Source organism: Streptomyces albiaxialis (assembly GCF_039530985.1).
GTDB classification, from domain to species: domain Bacteria; phylum Actinomycetota; class Actinomycetes; order Streptomycetales; family Streptomycetaceae; genus Streptomyces; species Streptomyces albiaxialis.
In genome coordinates this window covers 151,681-174,950 of sequence record NZ_BAAAPE010000013.1, presented here as the reverse complement: position 1 = coordinate 174,950, position 23,270 = coordinate 151,681, and the positions used below count along the sequence as shown (strand labels likewise).

Here is a 23,270-nt window from a genome sequence, read left to right as displayed (position 1 = left end):
TGAAGCACCTCTTGTCGCTGGTGATGTGTGTCGGGAGCGAGAAAGAGGTGCTTCTAGATCCGCAGGACCGACAGCGCGGCGAGACGGTCCGCCGTGGGCGGCGGGGGGAGGGGCCGCAGCGCGAGGAGTATCCGCGCGCGGACGGCGGCGAGGAAGTCGACGGCACGCCGGTGCCGTACGACCAGCAGCACGGCGACGCCCAGCAGGACCGCCGCCGACCACACGCCGAGCACGGCGAGACACACGGACATCGGGTCCATGCCGGTGTCGTGCCGACCGCTGTCGCCGTGACCCCCGCCGTGCTCTCCGGAGGGGGCGGCGGACAGGGGTGCGGCGTGACTCGGCGGCGCGGAGGTGCCGCTGTCCGGCGACGGGTGCCCGAGCGTGTGCATCGTGACGATGCCGAGCAGCAGAGCCGCGAGCAGGAGCGCTCTGCCGCCCCACCTCGCCACACGCCACGGCCGTACATCCACGCCGCCACCCTAACGGCATGCCCGCCGGGGGTATCCGCCCCCCTCTCCGCCGGGCACGAACTGCCCCGCAGGCTGCGTCGCGCCCCTGACGGGGCAAGCCCCGCTCCTCCCTTCCGCGAAGCTTGGGAGGTCTGCGCGGAGGCGCAGGGCTGGCAAGCGCAGCCCACTTCGCCGGGTGCGCGCGTACGAGGGCCGGGTACGGGCTGCCCCGGGTTGTGCTTCGCGGGCTGCGCCCGCGTCGTGGCTTGTCGCGCAGTTCCTCGCGCCCCTGAGGGGGCACCCCCTGCTCGGCCCGGTAGATGCCGTCACTGCGCGTCACCGGACAAGCACTGTCCGGTCTCATCACACCCTTGGCACGGTTCGGTCATTGACGTGAACTCGCCACCGCGCTCAGGATGCGCACCATGTTGGAGGCCCTGGATCTCGACCCTGTCCAGCAACAGGTCTATGAGGCGCTGGTCGACGGCGCCGTCACCGTCTCCGAGTTGCGCTCGGGGCTCGCGCTGAGCGCGGCCCGGGTGCGGGCCGCGCTGGCGGCGCTCGAACAGCTCAATCTCGTGGGGCGGTTCGCCGCCGAGCAGGGCCGGAGCGAGGAGCGCTACCTGCCGGTGGCGCCGGAGGTCGCGTTCGAGTCGCTGCTGCTCGCGAGGGAGGAGGAGATCCACCGTACGCGCCGCCACATCCAGCTCCTCGCCGCCCGGTTCCGGGCGAACGCCGCGGGCCGCGACCCGCTCGACCTCGTGGAGATCGTGACGGGCAGGGCGGCGGTGATCCGCCAGGTCGACCAGTTGCAGCGCAGCGCCCGCCGGGAGATACGCGGCATCGACCGGCCCCCGTACGCCAACAGCGACCCGGACCGGCTCGACCCGAAGACCGGGATGATGCCGGTCCAGCAGCAGATGCTGCGGCGCGGCATCGGCTACCGCACCATCTACGACACCGCCGGGCTGGCGACCGTACGCCGCCTGGACACCGAGATCGAGGCCGCCGCCGAACTCGGCGAGGACGCCCGGGTGATGGCGGACACCCCGACGAAGATGCTGATCGCGGACGACCGTATCGCGCTCATCCCGCTGCGCGCGGCGCCGCATGAACTGGTCAGCAGCGTGGTCGTGCACCCCTCCGGGCTGCTGGAGGTGCTGTGCGCGTTCTTCGAGGTCCTGTGGGCCCGCGCGCTGCCGATCTCGGACTATCTCGCGGGCCGCCCGCCGGGCGCCTCCGACGGCCCCTCGCCGGACGAGGCGCGGCTGCTGGCGCTGCTGACGACGGGCATGACGGACCAGGTGATGGCGCGTCAGCTCGGCATCAGCTACCGGACGTTCCAGCGCCGGCTGCACGGGCTGATGGAGCGGCTCGGGGCCACCACCCGGTTCCAGCTCGGGATGCGCGCGGCGAGCCTCGGCTGGGTGCTCCAGCCGCCGGGCAACGGGCGGCCGTACGGCGGGGCGTACGGCGGCACGCACGGCGACGCGCACGGTGACGTGAACGGCCGCGCCGAACCCCGTACGAACGGTCAGTCGGGCGGTGGTCGAACCGCGTTGAATGTCCAGCCGTAAGGCAATGGCCGGAGTTCCGGGGTCTCTTGTCCTGCCCGTGTCAATGTGTTGAGCTTCCCCTCGCGCACCCCACAGCGCACCCCCCACGACGAGGAGGAACCCTCGCAATGGCAGTGACGCGCAAGAAGGTTGCCGTCGGGATATCGGCGGCCGTGGCCGCCGCGGCCATCGGCTCGTTCGCCGCGCTCCCCGCGAACGCGGCGCCCGCCGAAGGCAAGATCGTCGGTGCCGACTCGGGCAAGGTCGTCAAGGGCAGCTACATCGTCACGATGAAGAAGTCCGCCGTGAACGTGAAGTCGTCCGCGGCACAGGGCAAGTCCGTGATCTCCGAGCACGGCGGCACGGTCAAGAGAACCTTCACCGCTGCCCTGAACGGCTACTCGGCCAAGATGTCCGAGCAGGAGGCCAAGGAACTGGCCGCCGACCCGGCAGTCGACAAGGTCTACGCCAACCACACGTTCAAGGCGACGGGCGAGCAGGCCGACCCCCCCTCCTGGGGTCTGGACCGCATCGACACCCCCGAGCTGAACCTGGACAAGAAGTACACCTACCCGGACACCGCGGGTGAGGGCGTCACCTCGTACATCATCGACACCGGTGTCGACATGAAGCACGAGGACTTCGGCGGCCGTGCCAAGAGCGGCACGGACACCATCGACAACGACGACGACGCCACCGACGGCCAGGGGCACGGCACGCACGTGGCCTCCACCGTCGCGGGCGAGAAGTTCGGCGTCGCCAAGAAGGCGGACATCGTCGCGGTCCGCGTGCTGGACGACAACGGCTCGGGCACCACCGAGCAGGTCGTCGCCGGCATCGACTGGGTGACCAAGAACGCCAAGGCGCCCTCGGTCGCCAACATGTCGCTCGGCGGCCCGCAGGACGAGGCGCTGGACAAGGCCGTGCAGAACTCCGTCGCGGCGGGGATCACCTACGCCCTCGCGGCGGGCAACGACGGCGGGGACGCCAACAACCAGTCCCCGGCCCGCGTGAAGGAGGCCATCACGGTCGGCGCGACCGACAACAAGGACGCCCAGGCGGACTTCTCCAACTACGGTGACGTCCTCGACCTGTACGCCCCCGGTGTCGACATCGTCGGCGCGGGCATGGGCGGCGGCGACGCGACGATGTCCGGCACGTCGATGGCCTCGCCGCACGCGGCGGGTGTGGCGGCCCTCTACCTCGCCGGGAACAAGGACGCCAAGCCGGACGCGGTCTCCAAGGCCCTGACCGACGGCGCGTCCAAGGACGTCGTCGGCAACCCGGGCCAGGGTTCGCCGAACCTCCTGCTGAACGTCGTCAAGTAACGGACGGCGCCTTCCCCAGTAGCGTCATCCGTACCACCTGAAAACCGCAGCCGCGGTCCGTTGCCCCACACAGCGGACCGCGGCTGTCAGGCGTTCAGTCCTCGGTACGCAGCGCCGCCAACTGCTGCTCGAACGGCACCAGCTCCGCGTCCCGTACGGCCGGGATGCCGGACGGCGCCAGCAGCCCCGCGAACTCCCGCCCCGCGCGGGCGATACGGCCCGGCAGGGACGGCGTCACGCCGTCGTCCGCCGCGCCCCAGTCGTCCGTGGCCGCGTACACGGCCGTGGGCGCGGTCAGGGCCCGCAGATACGCGAACATCGGGCGCATCGCGTGCTCCAGGACGAGCGAGTGGCGCGGGGTGCCGCCGGTCGCCGCGAGCAGCACGGGCTTGGCGGCCAGCGCGTCGTTCTCCATGACGTCGAAGAACGACTTGAACAGGCCGCTGTAGGACGCCGTGAAGACCGGCGTCACCGCGATCAGCCCGTCCGCCTCCGTCACCGTCGCCAGCGCCTCGCGCAGCGCACGGCCGGGGAAGCCGGTGACGAAGTTGTTCGCGATCTCGCCCGCCACGTCGCGCAGTTCGACGGTGTCGGTACGCACCTCGTGGCCCTGCTCCACGAGGCTGTCCCGGGCGGCGGCGGCGAGCCGGTCGGCCAGCATCCGGGTGGACGAGGGCTCGCTCAGGCCCGCGGAGACGACGGCCAGCCTGATCGGTGCGGTGGTCATGCGGAGACCTCCTCCTGCTGCTCCTTGTCGGACTGCTCGGACCGCTCGGACTGCTCGGACCGCGCGGCGGCCACGCGGGCCGCGTGCGTCGGCGCCTCGGCCGTACCGGCCGGGCGGTCCTTCTCCAGCTCCTTCCGCAGCACCGGCACGACCTCCTCGCCGAGCAGGTCGAGCTGCTCCAGGACCGTCTTGAGCGGCAGGCCCGCGTGGTCCATCAGGAAGAGCTGGCGCTGGTAGTCCCCGAAGGACTCGCGGAAGGTCAGCGTCTTCTCGATGACCTCCTGCGGGCTGCCGACGGTCAGCGGCGTCTCGGACGTGAACTCCTCCAGGCTGGGCCCGTGCCCGTAGACCGGCGCGTTGTCGAAGTACGGGCGGAACTCGCGGACGGCGTCCTGGGAGTTCCTGCCGATGAACACCTGCCCGCCGAGCCCGACGTACGCCTGCTCGCGCGTCCCGTGGCCGTAGTGCGCGAAGCGGTCGCGGTAGAGGTCGATCAGCTTCTGGAAGTGCCCGGTCGGCCAGAAGATGTGGTTGGCGAAGAAGCCGTCCCCGTAGTACGCCGCCTGCTCGGCGATCTCCGGCGAGCGGATCGAGCCGTGCCAGACGAACGGGGCCACGCCGTCCAGCGGGCGGGGCGTCGAGGTGAAGCCCTGCAGCGGCGTGCGGAAGCGGCCCTGCCAGTCGACGACCTCCTCGTCCCAGAGCTTGCGCAGCAGCGCGTAGTTCTCGATGGCGAGCGGGATGCCCTGCCGGATGTCCTGGCCGAACCAGGGGTAGACCGGGCCGGTGTTCCCGCGCCCCATCATCAGGTCGACGCGGCCGTCGGCGATGTGCTGGAGCATCGCGAAGTCCTCGGCGATCTTGACCGGGTCGTTGGTCGTGATCAGCGTGGTCGAGGTGGAGAGGATCAGCCTCTCCGTCTTCGCCGCGAGATAGCCGAGCATCGTGGTGGGGGAGGAGGGGACGAACGGCGGGTTGTGGTGCTCACCCGTCGCGAACACGTCGAGGCCGACCTCCTCGGCCTTCCGCGCGATGGCCAGCATCGCCTTGATCCGCTCGTGCTCGGTCGGCGTCCGGCCCGTCGTGGGGTCGGTGGTGACGTCGCCGACGCTGAAGATTCCGAACTGCATGGAGGTCATGGGGCCCACCGTCCTGAGGGGGATTGTTGATTGTTCAACTACTCTAACGTGCTCCCGTCCCACCGCATTCCCGCCCCGTGTTCCACAATGGCCAGGCGCGTCACGCGCCGGAAATCCGCCGGCGTGATACTGAGGTGCACGCTCCGTGCGCCCGAGGGCTAGGCAACCCGCTTGACCAGCAAGGATGGGTCCATATGGATAAGCAGCAGGAATTCGTGCTCCGCACCCTGGAGGAGCGCGACATCCGGTTCGTCCGGCTCTGGTTCACCGATGTCCTCGGCTTCCTGAAATCCGTCGCGGTCGCGCCGGCCGAGCTTGAACAGGCGTTCGACGAGGGGATGGGCTTCGACGGCTCCGCGATCGAGGGCTTCGCGCGGGTCTACGAGTCGGACATGATCGCCAAGCCCGACCCCGGCACCTTCCAGATACTGCCGTGGCGCGCCGAGGCCCCCGGGACGGCCCGGATGTTCTGCGACATCCTCATGCCGGACGGCTCCCCCTCCTACGCCGACCCGCGCTACGTGCTCAAGCGGACCCTGGCCCGCGCCTCCGACCTGGGCTTCACCTTCTACACGCACCCCGAGATCGAGTTCTTCCTGCTCAAGAACAAGCCGGTGGACGGCTCGCGCCCGGTCCCCGCCGACTCCTCGGGCTACTTCGACCACACCCCGCAGAACGTCGGCATGGACTTCCGCCGCCAGGCCATCACCATGCTGGAGTCCATGGGCATCTCCGTCGAGTTCTCCCACCACGAGGGAGCGCCGGGCCAGCAGGAGATCGACCTGCGGTACGCCGACGCGCTGTCCACGGCCGACAACATCATGACGTTCCGCCTGGTCATGAAGCAGGTCGCGCTGGAGCAGGGCGTGCAGGCCACCTTCATGCCGAAGCCCTTCTCGGAGTACCCGGGCTCCGGCATGCACACCCACCTCTCGCTCTTCGAGGGCGACCGCAACGCGTTCTACGAGTCCGGCGCCGAGTACCAGCTCTCCAAGGTCGGCCGCTCCTTCATCGCGGGCCTCCTCCACCACGCGGGCGAGATCTCCGCCGTCACCAACCAGTGGGTGAACTCCTACAAGCGCATCTGGGGCGGCGCGAACCGCACCGCGGGCGAGGGCGGCGAGTCCCCCTCGTACATCTGCTGGGGCCACAACAACCGCTCCGCGCTCATCCGCGTGCCCATGTACAAGCCCGGCAAGACCGGCTCGACCCGGATCGAGGTCCGCTCGCTGGACTCCGGCTGCAACCCGTACCTCGCCTACGCGGTCCTGCTCTCCGCCGGGCTCAAGGGCATCGAGGAGGGCTACGAGCTGCCGCCGGGTGCCGACGACGACGTCTGGGCGCTCTCCGACGCCGAGCGCCGCGCGATGGGCATCGAGCCGCTGCCGCAGAACCTGGGCGAGGCGATCTCCCTGATGGAGCGGAGCGAGCTGGTCGCCTCCACGCTGGGCGAGCACGTCTTCGACTTCTTCCTCCGCAACAAGAAGCAGGAGTGGGAGGAGTACCGCTCCGAGGTCACGGCTTTCGAGCTGCGCAAGTCGTTGCCGGTGCTGTAGAGCGCCCTGAAGGGGCGCGGGGAACTGCGCGATCAGCCACGACCCACCCGCGGACGCGTACGTACCGCGAGGGGCAGCCCAGTGGGCGCGAGCGGAACGGAGAGGTACGGCGTGACACAGAGTGGGGGCAGGCCCGACAGCCGGGTCAGGAGGCTGCTCCGGCATGGCTTCAGCGACCCCGCGTCCGCGGACCGGCTGCTGGACAGCGAAGCCCTCGTGCCGCTGCGCGACGACACCCTCTTCCTCGACGCCCTCGGCGCGACGGCCGACCCCGACCTCGCGCTCGTAGGCCTGCTGCGGCTCGTCGAGGCGCTCGGCGGCGAGACCCAGCAGCTCCTCGACGCCCTCCGGGCGTCCAAGCCCCTGCGCGACCGCCTCCTCGGCGTCCTCGGCGCCTCCACCGCGCTCGGCGACCACCTCGCCACGCACCCGGCCGACTGGCAGGCCCTCGTCACCTACGAGTCGGCGGACCTGCACCCGGGGGTCGCGGAGTTCGAGCACGCGCTCCGGGACGTCGACAGCCCCGACGCGCTGCGCGTCGCCTACCGCGGCGCGCTGCTCTCGATCGCCGCCCGCGACGTCTGCGGCACCAGCGACATCGCCGAGACCGCCGCCGAGCTGGCCGACCTCGCGACGGCCACGCTCCGCTCCGCGCTGACCCTCGCGGAGGCGGACGCGCCGGAGGACGCCGCGCGCTGCCGCCTCGCGGTGATCGCGATGGGCAAGTGCGGCGGGCACGAGCTGAACTACGTCTCCGACGTCGACGTGATCTTCGTCGGGGAGGCCGCCGCCGGGACCGACGAGGACGAGGCCGTACGGGCCGCGACCCGGCTCGCCGCGCACATGATGCGGATCTGCTCGGACACCACGGCCGAGGGCACGATCTGGCCCGTCGACGCGAACCTGCGCCCCGAGGGCCGCAACGGCCCGCTCGTCCGGACGCTGAGCAGCCATCTCGCGTACTACCAGCGGTGGGCGAAGACCTGGGAGTTCCAGGCGCTGCTGAAGGCCCGCGCCGTCGCGGGCGACGAGGCGCTCGGCGAGGAGTACGTGGCGGCCGTCGCGCCCATGGTGTGGCAGGCCGCCGAGCGCGAGAACTTCGTGACCGACGTCCAGCAGATGCGCCGCCGCGTCATCGCCAGCATCCCCGCCGCGCACGTCGAGCGCGAGCTGAAGCTGGGGCCCGGCGGACTGCGGGACGTCGAGTTCGCCGTGCAGCTCCTCCAGCTCGTGCACGGCCGCAGCGACGCCTCGCTGCGCAGCCCCACCACGCTGGAGGCCCTCGACGCGCTCGCCGTCGGCGGCTACGTGGGGCGGCAGGACGCCGCCGCGCTCGACGCCGCGTACCGCTTCCTGCGCACGATGGAGCACCGGATCCAGCTCTTCCGGATGCGCCGTACGCACCTGATGCCGGAGGCCGAGGAGGACCAGCGGCGGCTCGGGCGCTCGCTGGGCTACCGCAGCGAGCCCATCGCCGAGCTGCACAAGGCGTGGCGGCGGCACGCGGCGGCCGTACGGCGGCTGCACGAGAAGCTCTTCTACCGCCCGCTGCTGGACGCCGTCGCGCAGCTCGACGTCGGCGAGGTGCGGCTCTCCCCGAAGGCCGCGGGCCAGCGCCTGGAGGCCCTCGGCTACGCCGACCCGGCCGCGGCCCTGCGCCACCTGGAGGCCCTGGCCTCGGGCGTGAGCCGCAAGGCCGCGATCCAGCGGACGCTGCTGCCGGTGCTGCTCGGCTGGTTCGCGGACTCGGCCGACCCGGACGCGGGCCTGCTCGCGTTCCGCAAGGTCTCGGACGCGCTCGGCAAGACGCCCTGGTACCTGCGGCTGCTGCGCGACGAGGGCGCCGCGGCCGAGAACCTGGCCCGGGTGCTGTCGGGCGGGCGCCTCGCGCCCGACCTGCTGCTGCGCGCCCCCGAGGCCGTCGCGCTGCTCGGGGACGAGGGCGGGCTGCGACCCCGGGACCCGGCGGCGCTGGCCCAGGAGACGCTGGCGGCCGTGGGCCGCGCCGAGGACGCCGAGCAGGCCGTCGCGGCGGCGCGCGGGGTGCGCCGCAGGGAGCTGTTCCGTACGGCCGCCGGGGACCTCATCGGCGCCTACGGGACCGAGGGCAGCGAGCCGCAGGACCCCGCCGTCGCCATCGACCGCGTCGGCGACGCGCTGACCGACCTCAACGCCGCCACGCTCGCCGGGGCCCTGCGCGCCGCCGTGCGGGCCCAGTGGGGCGACGAGCTGCCGACCCGGTTCACCGTGATCGGCATGGGCCGTTTCGGCGGCCACGAGATGGGATACGGCTCGGACGCCGACGTGCTCTTCGTCCACGAGCCCCGCGAGGGCGTCAGCGAGCACGAGGCGGGCAAGGCGGCGTTCGCCGTGGCCACCGAGATGCGGCGCCTCCTCCAGCTCCCGACCGCCGACCCGCCGCTCGTCATGGACGCCGACCTGCGCCCCGAGGGCAAGTCGGGCTCGCTGGCCCGCTCCCTGGCCTCGTACGAGGCGTACTACCGGCGCTGGTCCGTCGTGTGGGAGAGCCAGGCCCTGCTGCGGGCCGAGCCGGTCGCGGGCGACGCCGATCTCGGCGAGCGGTTCGTGGAGCTGATCGACCCGCTGCGCTACCCCGAGGGCGGGCCGGACGAGGACGCCGTACGGGAGATCCGGCGGCTCAAGGCCCGTATGGAGTCCGAGCGGCTGCCGCGCGGCGCCGACCCCACCACCCACACCAAGCTGGGCCGGGGCGGGCTCACGGACGTCGAGTGGACGGTGCAGCTCCTCCAGATGCGGCACGGCCACGAGATCCCGGAGCTGCGCACGCCCCGCACCCGGATCGCGCTGGCCGCCGCTCGGGCGGCCGGGCTCGTCGGCGCGGAGGACGCGCGCACCCTGGACGAGGCGTGGGTGCTGGCCTCACGGGTGCGCAACGCGGTCATGCTGGTGCGGGGCCGCCCGGGCGACACGTTCCCCTCCGAGCCCAGGGAGCTGGCGGCCGTGGGGCGCTATCTGGGGTACGAGCCCGGGCACGTGGGCGAGATGGTCGACGACTACCGACGGGTGACGCGTCAGGCGCGGGGCGTGGTGGAGCGGCTGTTCTACGACGCGGAGTAGCCCGCGCCCGCCGCTACGAGGTCGCGGGGGCCAGCTTCGGCAGGTTGTAGGAGAGGCGGCCGTACCAGGCGTAGGAGATGCCGAAGCCCAGGCTCAGGCAGAGGAGGCCGCCGACCGCGTCGAGCCAGAAGTGGTTGGCGGTGCTCACGATCACGAGCAGCGTCATCACCGGGTAGAGCGCGCCGAGGATCCTGGCCCACAGCGGCTTGGCCAGCATCGCGATGGTGATCCCGCACCACACCGACCAGCCGATGTGCATGGAGGGCATCGCCGCGTACTGGTTCGACATCTCCGCGAGGTTGCCGGAGGCCATCGAGCCCCAGGTGCCGTGCACGTTCACCGTGTCGATGAAGTGGCCGCCGTTCATCAGGCGGGGCGGGGCCAGGGGGAACAGGTAGTAGCCGAGCAGGGCGCAGCCGGTGGTCGCGAAGATCACGAGCCGGGTGGCGGCGTACCGCCCCGGATGGCTGCGGTAGAGCCAGACGAGGACGCCGATGGTCACGATGAAGTGCAGCGTCGCGTAGTAGTAGTTCATCCCGATGATGAGCCACGTGACGCCGTTGACCGTGTGGTTCACGGACTGCTCGAAGGCGACGCCGAGGAGACGCTCGGTGTCCCAGATCCAGTCCGCGTTCCGCAGCGCCGCGTCCTTCTGCTCGGGCACCGCGTTGCGGATCAGGGAGTACGTCCAGTAGCTGACGGCGATCAGCGCGATCTCGAACCAGATGCGGGGGCGCCGGGGGGTCCGCCATCTCTCCAGCCGGGAGGGCCGCGTCCGCGTAGGCGTGGTTTCCGCCGGGACCTCGGTGGTGTCCTGCCGGCTCTCTGCTTCCGTCTTCGTGGTCGGTACCCCCATGCGCGACAGTCTGCCAGACATGGGTCCCCGGCCGATCATCCGGAGGTCGGGTCTTGGACAGCTTCCGTACTCCGTACGGCCGATCCCGTCCTCCGGGTCCCGGAAGCGGTTGAACCGCGAACGACCAGCTCGGGGAGGAAGACGAACTCGGTGTGCGGGGCGGGGGTGCCGCCGATCTCCTCCAGCAGGGCCCGCACGGCGGCCTGCCCCATGGACGTGACCGGCTGCCGGATGGTGGTGAGCGGCGGATCGGTGAAGGCGATGAGCGGGGAGTCGTCGAAGCCGATGACGGAGACGTCGTCCGGCACCGTCAGGCCCTTCTGGCGGACCGCGCGGATGGCGCCGAGGGCCATCATGTCGCTGGCGCACACCACGGCCGTGCAGCCCCGCTCCAGCAGCGCGGCCGCCGCGGCCTGGCCGCCCTCCAGCGTGAACAGGGAGTGCTGGATCAGCTCCGTTGCGGCCGTGTCGTCGGCGCCGAGCTGGTCGCGCATCGAGCGCGTGAAGCCCTCGATCTTGCGCTGCACCGGCACGAAGCGCTCGGGGCCCAGCGCGAGGCCGATCCGATCGTGGCCGAGCGAGGCGAGATGGGTGACGGCCAGCCGCATCGCCGCGCGGTCGTCGGGCGAGACGAAGGGGGCGCGGACCTTGGCCGAGAATCCGTTGATGAGTACGAACGGGACGCCCTGGCCGCGCAGCCGCTCGTACCGCCCGGTATCGGCGGTGGTGTCGGCGTGCAGCCCGGAGACGAAGATGATCCCGGAGACGCCCCGGTCCACCAGCATCTCCGTCAGCTCGTCCTCGGTGGAGCCGCCGGGGGTCTGGGTCGCGAGGACCGGGGTGTAGCCCTGCCGGGTCAGGTCCTGCGCGATGACCTGGGCGAAGGCCGGGAATATCGGGTTCTCCAGCTCCGGGGTGATCAGCCCGACGAGGCCCGCGCTGCGCTGGCGCAGCTTGACGGGCCGCTCGTACCCGAGGACGTCGAGTGCGGCGAGAACGGATTCGCGGGTGGCCGCCGCGACGCCAGGCTTGCCGTTGAGGACCCGGCTGACCGTGGCTTCGCTGACCCCCGCCTGTGCTGCGATGTCAGCTAGCCGTGCGGTCACAGGACCGGACTCTACTCAGGCATGGCTCGCATTGTCCCGCCGGTCGCTCCTGTTGGCCTTCCACCACACGCACGAATTCGCCGCGACGCGCGCGGTTTCGCCGTTCGTGGTGGCGGGGGCGGAGGCGAGGAGGGGGTGGCCGGGGGAGGGGATCTCGACCGGTTCGTCGCGGGTGTTGAGGACGCAGACGAGGCCGCCGGGCCGGGCGAGCGCCAGGACGCCGGCGGGCGCGGGGAGCCAGGTGAGCGTCTCCCCGGCGGCCGTGCCGCGCGTGCGGCAGGTGCGGCGCAGCCGCAGGGCCGCGCGGTACAGCTCCAGCGTCGAGTCCGGGTCGCCGGTCTGCGCCTCGACGGACAGCTCGCCCCAGTCCTCGGGCTGCGGCAGCCAGCTCCCGCCGGGCCCGAAGCCGTACGAACTCCCGTCCCGCTCCCAGGGGATGGGGACGCGGCAGCCGTCGCGCAGCCCGTCCTGGCCCGTGGTGCCGTCCGCCGTGTCGCGGTGGAACGCCGGGTCCTGGCGCACCTCGTCGGGCAACGCGGTCACCTCGGGCAGGCCCAGCTCCTCGCCCTGGTAGAGGTAGACGGAGCCGGGCAGCGCGAGCAGGAGGAGGGCCGCGGCGCGGGCGCGCTCCAGGCTGCCGAGGCGGGTGCGGTGCCGTACGACGTCGTGGTTGGACAGCACCCAGGTCGTCGGCGCCCCGACGGAGGTCGTGGCCGCCATGGACTCCTCGATGACCTCGCGCATCGCGTCCGCGTCCCAGGGGCAGCGCAGAAAGTGGAAGTTGAACGCCTGGTGCAGCTCGTCGGGGCGTACGTACAGCGCGAGGCGCCCGGTGGTGGGGGCCCACGCCTCGGCGACGCCGATGCGGTCGGGGCCGTAGGACTCCAGCAGCCGCCGCCAGCCGCGGTGGATGGCGTGCACCCCGTCCTGGTCGAAGAACGGCAGCTCCTGCGCGCCGATCATGCGGGCCTGCTCCCGGCGGCCGATGTCGGGCAGCCCCGGGGCCTTGACCATGCCGTGCGCGACGTCGATCCGGAAGCCGTCCACGCCCCGGCCACCGAGGGTGAGCCAGAAGCGGAGGATCGCCTCGAACTCGGCGTGCACCTCCGGGTTCTCCCAGTTCAGGTCGGGCTGCTCGGGCGCGAAGAGGTGGAGATACCAGTCGTCCTGGCCGGGCGGGCGGGTCCAGGCGGGGCCGCCGAAGACGGACTCCCAGTCGTTCGGCGGGAGCGCGCCGTCGGGGCCCTTGCCGGGCCTGAAGTGGTAGCGGGCGCGGGCCGCCTCGTCCCCGGCGAGCGCGGCGCGGAACCAGGCGTGCCGGTCCGAGGTGTGGTTGGGCACGATGTCGACGATCACGCGGAGGCCGAGCCGGTGGGCCTCGTCCAGCAGCGCCTCGGCGTCGGCGAGGGCGCCGAAGAGCGGGTCGACGGCGCGGTAGTCGGCGACGTCGTAGCCGCCGTCGGCCTGGGGCGAGGCGTAGAACGGGGTGAGCCACAGGGCGTCGACGCCGAGCCCCCGCAGATGGGGCAGGCGCGCGCGGATGCCGTTCAGGTCGCCCACGCCGTCCCCGTCGCTGTCCGCGAACGAGCGGACGTAGACCTGGTAGATGACGGCGTCCCGCCACCAGTCCCGCGGGGCGGGGTCGGCCGGTTCCCGGGTGGCGGGGAGCGTTTCGTCCCGTTCTGTAGTCTCAGGGTGGTATGCGTCCATGATGTCCTTGTCGTCGCGGAGGTGACTGATCGCTCCAACTGCCGCGCCGAGCGTCGAGTTACGTTTGCAGAAAGTTGCCGCAAGGTCTTTCGCAAGGATTGCCGCGCTGTTACGTTCCTGCGCAGCCGAGCGCCGCTGAGGGCGCGGGCGCACTCTTGCGGAGGGAGCGGGACATGCGGCGGGACACGCGTGGCATGCGGCGTGGGATAGGTGCCACCGCGCTGGTGGCGACACTGGCGCTTGCGGCAACTGCTTGCGGCGACGACGGGGGCGACAGCGAGCAGAGCGGCAAGGTGGAGGGCACGGTCACCTTCTGGGACACCTCGAACGACGGCGAGAAGGGCACCTACAAGAAGATCGCCGAGGACTTCGAGAAGAAGCACCCGAAGGTGAACGTGAAGTACGTGCACGTCAACTTCGGCGACGCCAACCAGAAGTTCAAGAACGCCGCGGGCGGCAACTCCGGTGCCCCCGACGTCATGCGCACCGAGGTCGCCTGGGTCGCCGACTTCGCCAACCTCGGCTACCTCCAGGCCCTCGACGGCACCCCGGCGCTCGACAACGAGTCGGACTACCTCAAGACGGCCGCGGGCTCCACGAGGTTCAAGGGCAAGACCTACGCGGCCCCCCAGGTCACCGACACCCTCGGCCTCTTCTACAACAAGCGGCTGCTGAAGGAGGCCGGCGTCGAGGTTCCCCAGTCCTTCGCCGACCTCAAGAAGAACGCGAAGAAGATCAAGGACAAGACCGGCGCCACCGCGCTCTACCTGCGCGGCGACGACCCGTACTGGTTCCTGCCCTACCTCTACGGCGAGGGCGGCGACCTCCTCGACACCAAGGCCAAGAAGGTCACCGTCGACGAGAAGCCCGGCGAGAAGGCCCTCGCCACCATGAAGGACCTGGTCGACTCCAAGGCCGCCATCACCGACTCCAGCGACGGCCAGGAGAACGGCATCAAGGCGTTCCAGGAGGGCAAGGTCGCGATGATCGTCGACGGCCCCTGGGACATCGCCCTCGCCCAGGAGGGCAAGGAGTTCAAGGGCGACAAGAAGGACAACCTCGGCGTCGCGCCCGTACCGGCGGGCAGCAAGGCGCAGGGCTCCCCGCAGGGCGGCTGGAACCTCTCCGTCTACGCCGGGTCGAAGAACCTGCGCGCCTCGCAGGAGTTCGTGAAGTACATGAGCAGCGCCGAGGTGCAGAAGCGCACCACTGAGGAGCTGAGCCTGCTGCCGACCCGCAAGTCGGTCTACGAGGAGCCGTCGGTCGAGAAGAACGCGATGGTGAAGTTCTTCCGGCCCGCCGTCGAGAAGGCCGTGCAGCGCCCCTGGATCGCCGAGGGCAACTCGCTCTTCGAGCCCATCCGCGTCGGCGTCGACGGCGTGCTCGCGGGCGGCAAGTCGCCCTCCGCCGCGGCGAAGAAGACCGGCGACGAGTTCCGCAAGCTCCTGAAGGACTACAAGTAGTGCTCGCAAAGGCACGGCTGGCCCGGCACTGGTACGCCTGGGCGATGGTGGCGCCGGTCGTGATCGTGATCGGCCTCATCATCGGCTACCCGCTCCTCCGCGGCGTCTACCTGTCGCTGACCGACGCGAACGAGGCCAACGTCGAGCGGGAGATCGGCGTCAACAAGATCCCGGCCACCTACGAGTTCAAGGGCCTGGACAACTACACCGCGATCCTGTCCGACAGCGTCTTCTGGGACCGGCTCGGCTGGACCGCGGTGTGGACGGTCGGCTGCGTCGGCCTGACCTTCCTGCTCGGCCTCACCCTCGCCAACATGCTCAACCGGCAGGTCAAGGGCCGCTCGTTCTACCGCGTCGCGATGATCGTGCCCTGGGGCATCCCCGCGTTCGTCTCCGTCTTCGCCTGGAAGATGCTCTTCAACGAGAAGAACGGGCTGCTCAACAAGGTGCTCGACGGCGGCGGCATCGAGGGCGTCGCCTGGCTCGGCGACCCCACCTGGGCCAAGGTCGCCGTCATCGCCGTCAACGTCTGGCTCGGCGTCCCGTTCATGATCGTCGCGATGCTGGGCGCCCTCCAGGCCATCCCCGGCGAGCTGTACGAGGCCGCCGAGATGGACGGGGCCGGGCCCTGGCAGCGGTTCACGAACATCACGCTGCCGGGCGTCCGCACGGTCGCCTCGACCGTGGTCATGCTCAGCACGATCTGGACGTTCAACATGTTCCCGGTCATCTACCTGCTGACGAAGGGCGGCCCCGAGGACTCCACCGAGATCCTCGTGACGTACGCCTTCCGGCTCTCCTTCGTCAACAGCCCCCGGGACTTCGCGACCTCGGCCGCCTGGGGCGTGCTGATCCTCGTGCTGCTCTCCTTCTTCACGATCGTCTACCGGCGGGCGCTGCGCCGCCAAGGGGAGGTGTGGTGACGATGGCCCGTACCGCGAAGAGGTCCCCGCTGGCCTCGTTCGGGCTGCACGCGGGGCTGGCGCTCGCCACGCTCTGCGCGCTCTTCCCGCCGCTGTGGCTGCTGGTGACGTCGTTCAAGCCGAAGAGCGAGGCCTTCTCGACCGCGCTCGTACGGAACTTCACGTTCGACAACTACAGCCACGTCGTGGACGACACCCACTTCCTCGACTGGTTCGCGAACTCGCTGATCGTCGTGGTCGGGACGACCGTCGTCGGCGTCTTCATCGCCGCCACGACCGGCTACGCGATCAGCCGGTTCCGCTTCCCCGGGATGCGGCCGCTGATGTGGGTGCTGCTGATCACGCAGATGTTCCCCATGGCCGTGCTGATCGTGCCGCTCTACAACACGATGGCGAAGCTCGGGCTGCTCAACCAGCCGCTCGGCCTGATCATCACCTACCTCACGGTGGCCGTGCCCTTCTGCGCGTGGATGATGAAGGGCTTCTTCGACACGATCCCCGTCGACATCGACGAGTCGGGCCGCGTCGACGGGCTCAACCCCTTCGGCACGTTCTGGCGCCTCATCCTGCCGCTGGCCAAGCCGGGCCTCGCCGTCACCGGCTTCTACACCTTCGTGACGGCCTGGGCCGAGGTCGCCTACGCGACGGCCTTCATGACCGGCGAGGAGAACCTCACCCTGGCTGGCGGCCTCCAGACCTTCGTCAACCGCTACGGCGCGGACTGGGGCTCCATGACGGCCGCCGCCGTCATCATCGCCGTCCCCGCCGCCGTCGTCTTCGGCTTCGCCCAGCGGCACCTGGTCTCGGGCCTCACCGCCGGTGCGACGAAATCCTGACCCCTCCGACCGGCTCCCACCGGATCCGTAACGACAACGCAAGCAGAGGTGACATGAATCAGCACAGTGCCGGTTGGTGGCGGGATGCTGTCATCTACCAGGTCTATCCCCGGTCGTTCGCCGACGGGAACGGGGACGGGATGGGGGACCTGGCCGGGGTGCGGCGGGGGCTGCCGTATCTGCGGGAGCTCGGCGTGGACGCCGTGTGGCTCAGCCCGTTCTACGCCTCGCCGCAGGCGGACGCGGGCTACGACGTCGCCGACTACCGGGCCATCGACCCCATGTTCGGCGACCTCGACGACGCCGACGCGCTCCTGGCGGAGGCCCACGGCCTGGGACTCCGCGTGATCGTCGACGTCGTGCCGAACCACTCCTCCGACCAGCACGAATGGTTCCGGCGGGCCCTCGCGGGCGACCCCGTGGCCCGGGCCCGGTACCACTTCAGGCCCGGCCGGGGCACCGGCGGCTCCGAGCCCCCGAACGACTGGGAGTCGATCTTCGGCGGCCCCGCCTGGACCCGCACCAAGAACGCCGACGGCACCCACGGCGACTGGTACCTCCACCTCTTCGCGCCGGAGCAGCCCGACTTCAACTGGGAGAACCCGGCCGTCCAGGACGAGTTCCGCTCCGTGCTGCGCTTCTGGCTCGACAAGGGCGTCGACGGCTTCCGTATCGACGTCGCACACGGCCTCGTCAAGCCCGAGGGCCTGCCCGACGTCGGCACCGTCCAGCAGCTCCAGCTCCTCGGGGACGAGCGGCTGCCCTTCTTCGACCAGGACGGCGTCCACGAGATCTACCGGGACTGGCGCCGGGTCCTGGAGGAGTACCCCGGGCAGCGGATCGGCGTCGCCGAGGCGTGGACCCCGGGCGCCGACCGTACGGCCCTGTACGTACGCGAGGACGAGCTGCACCAGGCGTTCAACTTCCACTACCTCAACACCGGCTGGGACGCGGAAGCGCTGCGCGCCGTGATCGACGAGGCGCTCGACTCGCTGCGCCCCGTGGGAGCGCCCGCGACCTGGGTGCTGTCCAACCACGACGTCGTACGGCACCGCACCCGCCTCGGCGGCGGCCTCCCGCGCGCCCGCGCCGCGACGCTCCTGATGCTCGCGCTGCCGGGTTCCGCCTACGTCTACCAGGGCGAGGAACTGGGCCTGCCCGAGGTCCTCGACATCCCCGACGACGCCCGCCAGGACCCCTCGTTCTTCCGCGACGCCGGGCAGGACGGGCTGCGCGACGGCTGCCGCGTCCCCGTCCCCTGGGACCGGGAAGGGAGTTCGTACGGCTTCGGCACGGGCGGGAGCTGGCTGCCGCAGCCCGAGGGCTGGGGCGAGCTGTCCGTCGAGGCGCAGACCGGCGACCCGGACTCGACGCTGGAGCTGTACCGCACCGCGCTGCGGCTGCGCCGCGAACGGCCCGAGCTGGGGGCGGGCGACGCGGTCGAGTGGCTGCCCGCGCCCGAGGGCGTGCTGGCGTTCCGCCGCGGCGGGTTCGTGTGCACGGCGAACACGGGCGAGTCGGCCGCCGCGCTCGACTCCGTGCTCGACGCTTCCCCCGGTGCGCTGATCCTCGCCAGCGGCCCGTACGACGGGAGCGCGACGCTGCCCGGCGACACCACGGTCTGGTGGTCGGTGAGCACATGACGGGCACCCCCGCGACCGGCCGCCTCGCCGACATCGCGCGTCAGGCCGACGTCAGCGAGGCGACCGTCAGCAGGGTGCTGAACGGCAGGTCCGGCGTCGCCACCGGTACCCGGCAGCGGGTGCTGGCGGCGCTGGACGTCCTCGGCTACGAGCGGCCCGTACGGCTCCGGCAGCGCAGCGCCGGGCTCGTCGGGCTGCTCATCCCCGAGCTGACGAACCCGATCTTCCCCGCGTTCGCCCAGGTCATCGAGCAGACCCTGGCCGGATACGGCTACACCCCCGTCCTCGGCACGCACCACCCCGGCGGGGCGACCGAGGACGAGCTGGTCGAGCAGCTCGTGGAGCGCGGGGTCGACGGGATCATCTTCCTCTCCGGGCTCCACGCGGACCTGTCGGCCGACCCGGACCGCTACGCGCGCCTCGCGGGACGCGGCGTCCCGTTCGTCCTCGTCAACGGCTACAACCCGCGCGTCAGCGCGCCCTTCGTCTCGCCCGACGACCGGGCCGCGGCGGTCATGGCCGTCACACACCTGCGCCAGCTCGGCCACGAGCGGATCGGCCTCGCGATAGGGCCGAGCCGCTATGTCCCCGCGGCGCGCAAGGCCGAGGGCTTCGCGGAGGCGACGGGCGGTGCGGGGCTCGTCCGGCACACCCTCTTCACGGTCGAGGGCGGCCACGCGGCGGCGGGCTCGCTCCTCGACGAGGGCTGCACCGGCATCGTCTGCGGCAGCGACCTGATGGCCCTCGGCGCGATCCGCGCCGCGCGGCAGCGCGGGTTCGACGTGCCGGGCGGGGTCTCGGTCATCGGCTACGACGACTCCGAGCTGAACGCGTTCACCGATCCGCCGCTCACGACTGTGCGGCAACCGGTTCGGGCGATGGCGAACGCGGCGGTCCACACCCTGCTCGAAGCGCTGGGCGGCAACCCTGTCCCGAACTCCGAGTTCGTCTTCCAACCGGAGTTGGTGGTGCGGGGCTCCACGGCCCAACACCGCCCCTGAAGGGGGCACGCCCCACTTCTCCCTGCTGCGCTTGGGAGGTCTGCGCGTGGGGGCGCCCCCTGCTCGAAGAGCTTGGGGGAGCAGGGCTGGCAGGCGCAGCCCTCTTCGCCGGGCACCCGGACCACGGGGCTGGGTTCGGGCTGCCCCGCGCGCGCCTTCGCAGGCTGCGGCCGCGCCGTGGCTTGTCGCGCAGTTCCCCGCGCCCCTGACGGGGCACCTTCGCTTCGCCCTCCCATGAAGGGCCCCGGGCCTCTGTCCGGCGCAAGCTCTGTCGCAAAGGCTTCCAGAAATTTCTGCAAGCTGTTACGTTCCCAGCGCTCCGGTCCGGCCGGGCGGGGGGTCACCCTCGGGGACCCCCACGCGCCCGCCCGGCCGGGCCGGTTCCCCCGACGTGTGGAGGATGAAGTCGTGCGCAGAATCGCGCTGTTCAGCGCAGTCGTGGCGGTGGGCGTGCTGATAGGCCCGCCCTCAGCCGCCGCCCCGGGCGACGACGGCCCCGAACTGGACCTCGGCAAGGCCAAGGTCCAGTGGATCGACCGTACGACCGTCGCCTGGCCCGAGAAGCTCGGCGACCCCCAGGACACGCACCGGCTCGTCGCCAGCCCCGAAGGGGAGCTGAAAATCGAGGACGGCGCGCTCGAAGGGCGCGGCGAGGACCTCGCCCTCGAACCCGTACCCGGCGGTCTCACCGACGCGCAACGCGCCAAGTACCCCCACCTCGCGAAGGGTTACGAGGCCTACCGCCTCGCGGAGCAGGAGCAGGAGCAGGACACCGGCGCCCTCCGCGCCGCCCTGCGCGGGCAGGTCGTCGCCGTCGCCGGGAAGGACGAGCTGTCGGCGGCGACCGGCGTGCAGACGCCGGGTGTCCTCGACGACCTCTACGCCGCCCGCGCCACCCGCGCCGAGCTGGGCCCGGTCTTCGAGAAGGACCGCACCACCCTCGCCCTCTGGGCCCCGACCGCCCGCCGCGTCGCCGTCGAGATCGGCGGCAAGAAGATACCCATGCGCCGCGACGACGCGAGCGGCGTATGGCGGGCGCACGGCCCGTGGAAGGGCGAGGAGTACCGGTACCGGGTCACCGTCTTCGCGCCCTCCGTCGGGAAGACGGTCACGAACGAGGTCACCGACCCGTACGCGACCGCCCTGACCGCGGACTCGCGCCGCAGTGTCGCCGCCGACCTGCGCGACGCACGGCTGAAGCCCGCCGGCTGGGACCGGCTCGCGAAGCCCGCCGCGCGCCCCGCGCGCGAGGCCCGCATCCAGGAGCTGCACGTGCGCGACTTCTCCGCGCACGACCCGACGAACCGCCACCCCGGCACGTACCGCGCGTTCACCGACACCCGCTCCGACGGCATGCGGCACCTGCGGAAGCTCGCCCGTGCCGGGACGTCGTACGTGCACCTGCTGCCCGCCTTCGACTTCGCGACCGTCCCCGAGCGCCGCGCGGACCAGCAGCGCCCCGGCTGCGACCTGGCCTCGTACGCGCCGGACTCCGCGCGGCAGCAGGAGTGCGTGGGGAAGACGGCCGGGAAGGACGCGTTCAACTGGGGCTACGACCCCGCGCACTACACCGTGCCCGAGGGCTCATACGCTTCCGATCCGCAAGGACCCTCCCGTACGCGGGAGTTCCGCGAGATGGTCGGCGGGCTCAACCGGGCCGGGCTGCGGGCCGTCATGGACGTCGTCTACAACCACACCGCCGCCAGCGGCCAGGACCCCCAGTCCGTCCTCGACCGCATCGTGCCGGGCTACTACCACCGGCTGACCGCCGACGGCACCGTCGCCGACTCCACCTGCTGCGCCAACACCGCGCCCGAGCACGCCATGATGGGCAAGCTGACCGTCGACTCCGTCGTCACCTGGGCCCGCGACTACAAGATCGACGGCTTCCGCTTCGACCTCATGGGCCACCACCCCAAGGCGAACATCCTCGCGGTGCGGCGCGCGCTGGACGCGCTGACGCCGGAGAAGGACGGCGTCGACGGCAAGTCCGTGATCCTCTACGGCGAGGGCTGGAACTTCGGCGAGGTCGCCGACGACGCCCGCTTCGAACAGGCCACCCAGCGGAACATGGCCGGAACCGGCGTCGCGACCTTCTCCGACCGGGCGCGCGACGCGGTGCGCGGCGGCGCGCCGTTCGACGAGGACCCGCGCGTGCAGGGCTTCGCCAGCGGCCTGTGGAACGAGCCCAACGGCTCGCCCGCGAACGGTACGCGTGCCGAGCAGCGCGCCCGCCTCCTCCACTACCAGGACCTGATCAAGGTCGGACTGACCGGCAACCTCGCGGACTTCGCGTTCACCGACAGCCGGGGGCGCCGGGTGCGGGGCCGCGACGTGGACTACAACGGCCGGCCCGCGGGGTACGCGGCGGCGCCGGGTGACGCGCTCGCGTACGCGGACGCGCACGACAACGAGACGCTGTACGACGCGCTCGCCTTCAAACTGCCGGGTTCCGCGAATGCGGGGGAGCGGGGCCGGATGCAGGTCCTCGGCATGGCGACGGCCCTGCTCTCCCAAGGGCCCTCGCTCTCCCAGGCGGGGACCGACCTGCTCCGCTCGAAGTCCCTCGACCGGAACTCGTTCGACTCCGGGGACTGGTTCAACGCCCTCAACTGGGACTGCCGGCGCGGCAACGGATTCGGCCGCGGCCTGCCGCCCGCCGCCGACAACGAGCCCAAGTGGGCTTACGCCAAGCCCCTGTTGACCAACCCTCGGCTGACTCCCGGGTGCCGCGAGATCGAGGGTACGTCGTCGGCGTACCGCGATCTGCTCCGGATCCGCGCCACGGAGCCCGCGTTCTCGCTGGCCACGGCGGAAGAGGTCCAGCGCGAGGTCGCCTTCCCCCTGTCGGGGGAGGGCGAGACCCCGGGCGTGATCACGGCCCAGGTCGGCGACCTGGTCCTCGTCCTGAACGCGAGCCCGAAGACGACGGAACAGCGAGTCCCCGGCCTCGCGGAGAGGCGGTACGAGTTGCACCCGGCCCAGAAGAACGGCTCCGACCCCACGGCCCGCCGGGCCTCCTACAAGTCCGGCACCTTCACCGTCCCGGGCCGCACGGTAGCCGTCTTCAAGCACCGCTGACCGGCGAAGAGACCTCCCAAGCGCGACGGAAGAGCAGGGGCTGCCCCTTCAGGGGTGCGGGGAACTGCGCGCCTGGCCACAGGACACGCGCACCCGGCAATCCACGGCAAGGGGCAGCCCCTGCTCCGGTCTTAACCGGAATGGGCGACCGGGCAGCCGCCGGTCAGCGTTGCCAGGAACGCGTTCGGGTCGTAGAAGTGCTCGACCTCTTCCAGGCGGAGGTCGTCGCTGACCTTGGCGACGCTCATGCCGTACATCTCGACCCGCTCGCCACTCGGCGCGAAGCCCTTGTACGCGCCCGTGAAGTCGCCCCAGTGGCGCCACTTGAAGGTGACGACGGGCGGCGGGGAGAGGACCTCCTGGACCTCCCAGAAGAAGCCGCCGGGGAAGGCGGTGTGGAAGACGTGGTGCTGGGAGGTGAAGCTCTCGTCCTCGCGCCGGTAGAAGGCGCTGTCGCCGATCAGGACGTTGTAGCTGCCCTGTTCGGCGATGTCCGCCGCGCTGGCCCACGCGCCGCCGTTGATCCGCGTGCGGAAGGTCTCGGTGACCATGGAGACCCAGGTCGCGGGGTCCTTCTTGTGCGAGACCTCCATCTCGAAGACCTGCACGATGCTCTCGACGATCGCCTCTAACTGGCCGGGCGCGTGCCGCGTGGTCCGTTCGCGCGGCATCACCACGTGGGAGAGGTGATAGTCCGGGGCCTTCTCGCGCCATTCGCTCGGGTCCGCCGCGGCGATGACGGCCTCACGGCCCTGGAGCCACAGTGGAGTCTCGCTGGTGTCAGGCATGCGGAA

16 protein-coding genes and 1 pseudogene are annotated in these 23,270 nt (G+C 71.5%); 10 read left to right on the top strand and 7 right to left on the bottom strand.

Features of this window, described 5'->3' with window-relative positions; genetic code table 11:
- Positions 1-53: 53 nt before the first annotated feature.
- Positions 54-473 carry a DUF6153 family protein gene (locus tag ABD343_RS24395; protein WP_344531458.1) on the bottom strand — a complete coding sequence of 140 codons (420 nt, stop codon included), beginning with the start codon at positions 471-473 and terminating at the stop codon, positions 54-56.
- Between the two features lie 404 nt (positions 474-877).
- On the opposite strand from ABD343_RS24395, the gene ABD343_RS24390 reads away from it, so the two are divergent.
- Complete coding sequence (locus tag ABD343_RS24390) at positions 878-2,029, top strand: helix-turn-helix transcriptional regulator (RefSeq protein ID WP_344531457.1); 1,152 nt, start codon at positions 878-880, stop codon at positions 2,027-2,029.
- 107 nt (positions 2,030-2,136) lie between these two features.
- On the top strand, positions 2,137-3,336 hold the full coding sequence (locus tag ABD343_RS24385) for a S8 family peptidase (RefSeq protein WP_344531456.1): 1,200 nt from the start codon (positions 2,137-2,139) through the stop codon (positions 3,334-3,336).
- 94 nt (positions 3,337-3,430) lie between these two features.
- Here the strand turns inward: ABD343_RS24385 and ABD343_RS24380 are convergent, their stop codons facing one another.
- Positions 3,431-4,063 carry an FMN reductase gene (locus ABD343_RS24380; RefSeq protein ID WP_344531455.1) on the bottom strand — a complete coding sequence of 211 codons (633 nt, stop codon included), beginning with the start codon at positions 4,061-4,063 and terminating at the stop codon, positions 3,431-3,433.
- A complete protein-coding gene (locus ABD343_RS24375; RefSeq protein WP_344532225.1) occupies positions 4,060-5,193 on the bottom strand; it encodes an LLM class flavin-dependent oxidoreductase in 1,134 nt (377 codons plus the stop codon). The genes ABD343_RS24380 and ABD343_RS24375 overlap by 4 nt, the downstream gene beginning before the upstream one ends.
- Before the next feature lie 203 nt (positions 5,194-5,396).
- Here ABD343_RS24375 and glnA point away from each other — a divergent pair, with 203 nt between their 5' ends.
- A complete protein-coding gene (gene glnA, locus ABD343_RS24370) occupies positions 5,397-6,758 on the top strand; it encodes a type I glutamate--ammonia ligase (RefSeq protein WP_344531454.1) in 1,362 nt (453 codons plus the stop codon).
- A gap of 111 nt (positions 6,759-6,869) precedes the next feature.
- A complete protein-coding gene (locus ABD343_RS24365; RefSeq protein ID WP_344531453.1) occupies positions 6,870-9,857 on the top strand; it encodes a bifunctional [glutamine synthetase] adenylyltransferase/[glutamine synthetase]-adenylyl-L-tyrosine phosphorylase in 2,988 nt (995 codons plus the stop codon).
- Positions 9,858-9,870: 13 nt separating this feature from the next.
- Here ABD343_RS24365 and ABD343_RS24360 read toward each other — a convergent pair whose 3' ends face one another.
- Genes ABD343_RS24360 through ABD343_RS24350 form a run of 3 tightly spaced genes read right to left on the bottom strand, consistent with a single transcriptional unit; the run spans position 9,871 to position 13,529 of the window.
- Positions 9,871-10,713, bottom strand: coding sequence for a phosphatase PAP2 family protein (locus ABD343_RS24360; RefSeq protein WP_344531452.1), 843 nt, complete (start codon positions 10,711-10,713; stop codon positions 9,871-9,873).
- A gap of 35 nt (positions 10,714-10,748) precedes the next feature.
- Positions 10,749-11,819, bottom strand: a complete 1,071-nt coding sequence (locus ABD343_RS24355) for a LacI family DNA-binding transcriptional regulator (RefSeq protein WP_344531451.1) — start codon at positions 11,817-11,819, stop codon at positions 10,749-10,751.
- A gap of 15 nt (positions 11,820-11,834) precedes the next feature.
- Positions 11,835-13,529 (bottom strand): glycoside hydrolase family 13 protein, encoded by a 1,695-nt coding sequence (locus ABD343_RS24350; RefSeq protein ID WP_344531450.1) that lies wholly within the window; start codon positions 13,527-13,529, stop codon positions 11,835-11,837.
- Between the two features lie 194 nt (positions 13,530-13,723).
- Here ABD343_RS24350 and ABD343_RS24345 point away from each other — a divergent pair, with 194 nt between their 5' ends.
- The 6 genes and pseudogenes from ABD343_RS24345 to pulA all read left to right on the top strand — a co-directional run.
- Positions 13,724-14,992, top strand: coding sequence for an extracellular solute-binding protein (locus ABD343_RS24345; protein WP_344531449.1), 1,269 nt, complete (start codon positions 13,724-13,726; stop codon positions 14,990-14,992).
- A 44-nt stretch (positions 14,993-15,036) separates the two neighbouring features.
- Complete coding sequence (locus ABD343_RS24340) at positions 15,037-15,915, top strand: carbohydrate ABC transporter permease (protein WP_344532224.1); 879 nt, start codon at positions 15,037-15,039, stop codon at positions 15,913-15,915.
- Positions 15,912-16,751 carry a sugar ABC transporter permease gene (locus ABD343_RS24335; RefSeq protein WP_425578256.1) on the top strand — a complete coding sequence of 280 codons (840 nt, stop codon included), beginning with the start codon at positions 15,912-15,914 and terminating at the stop codon, positions 16,749-16,751. Before ABD343_RS24340 ends, ABD343_RS24335 begins: the two co-directional genes overlap by 4 nt.
- A 53-nt stretch (positions 16,752-16,804) precedes the next feature.
- Positions 16,805-18,394 carry a glycoside hydrolase family 13 protein gene (locus ABD343_RS24330; protein ID WP_344531447.1) on the top strand — a complete coding sequence of 530 codons (1,590 nt, stop codon included), beginning with the start codon at positions 16,805-16,807 and terminating at the stop codon, positions 18,392-18,394.
- Positions 18,391-19,395, top strand: a complete 1,005-nt coding sequence (locus ABD343_RS24325) for a LacI family DNA-binding transcriptional regulator (protein WP_344531446.1) — start codon at positions 18,391-18,393, stop codon at positions 19,393-19,395. The genes ABD343_RS24330 and ABD343_RS24325 overlap by 4 nt, the downstream gene beginning before the upstream one ends.
- 444 nt (positions 19,396-19,839) lie before the next feature.
- Positions 19,840-22,476: pseudogene (pulA, locus tag ABD343_RS24320) on the top strand (pullulanase-type alpha-1,6-glucosidase); the annotation flags it as partial.
- 131 nt (positions 22,477-22,607) lie between these two features.
- Here pulA and ABD343_RS24315 read toward each other — a convergent pair.
- A complete protein-coding gene (locus ABD343_RS24315; RefSeq protein ID WP_344531444.1) occupies positions 22,608-23,264 on the bottom strand; it encodes a SnoaL-like polyketide cyclase in 657 nt (218 codons plus the stop codon).
- Positions 23,265-23,270: the final 6 nt, after the last annotated feature.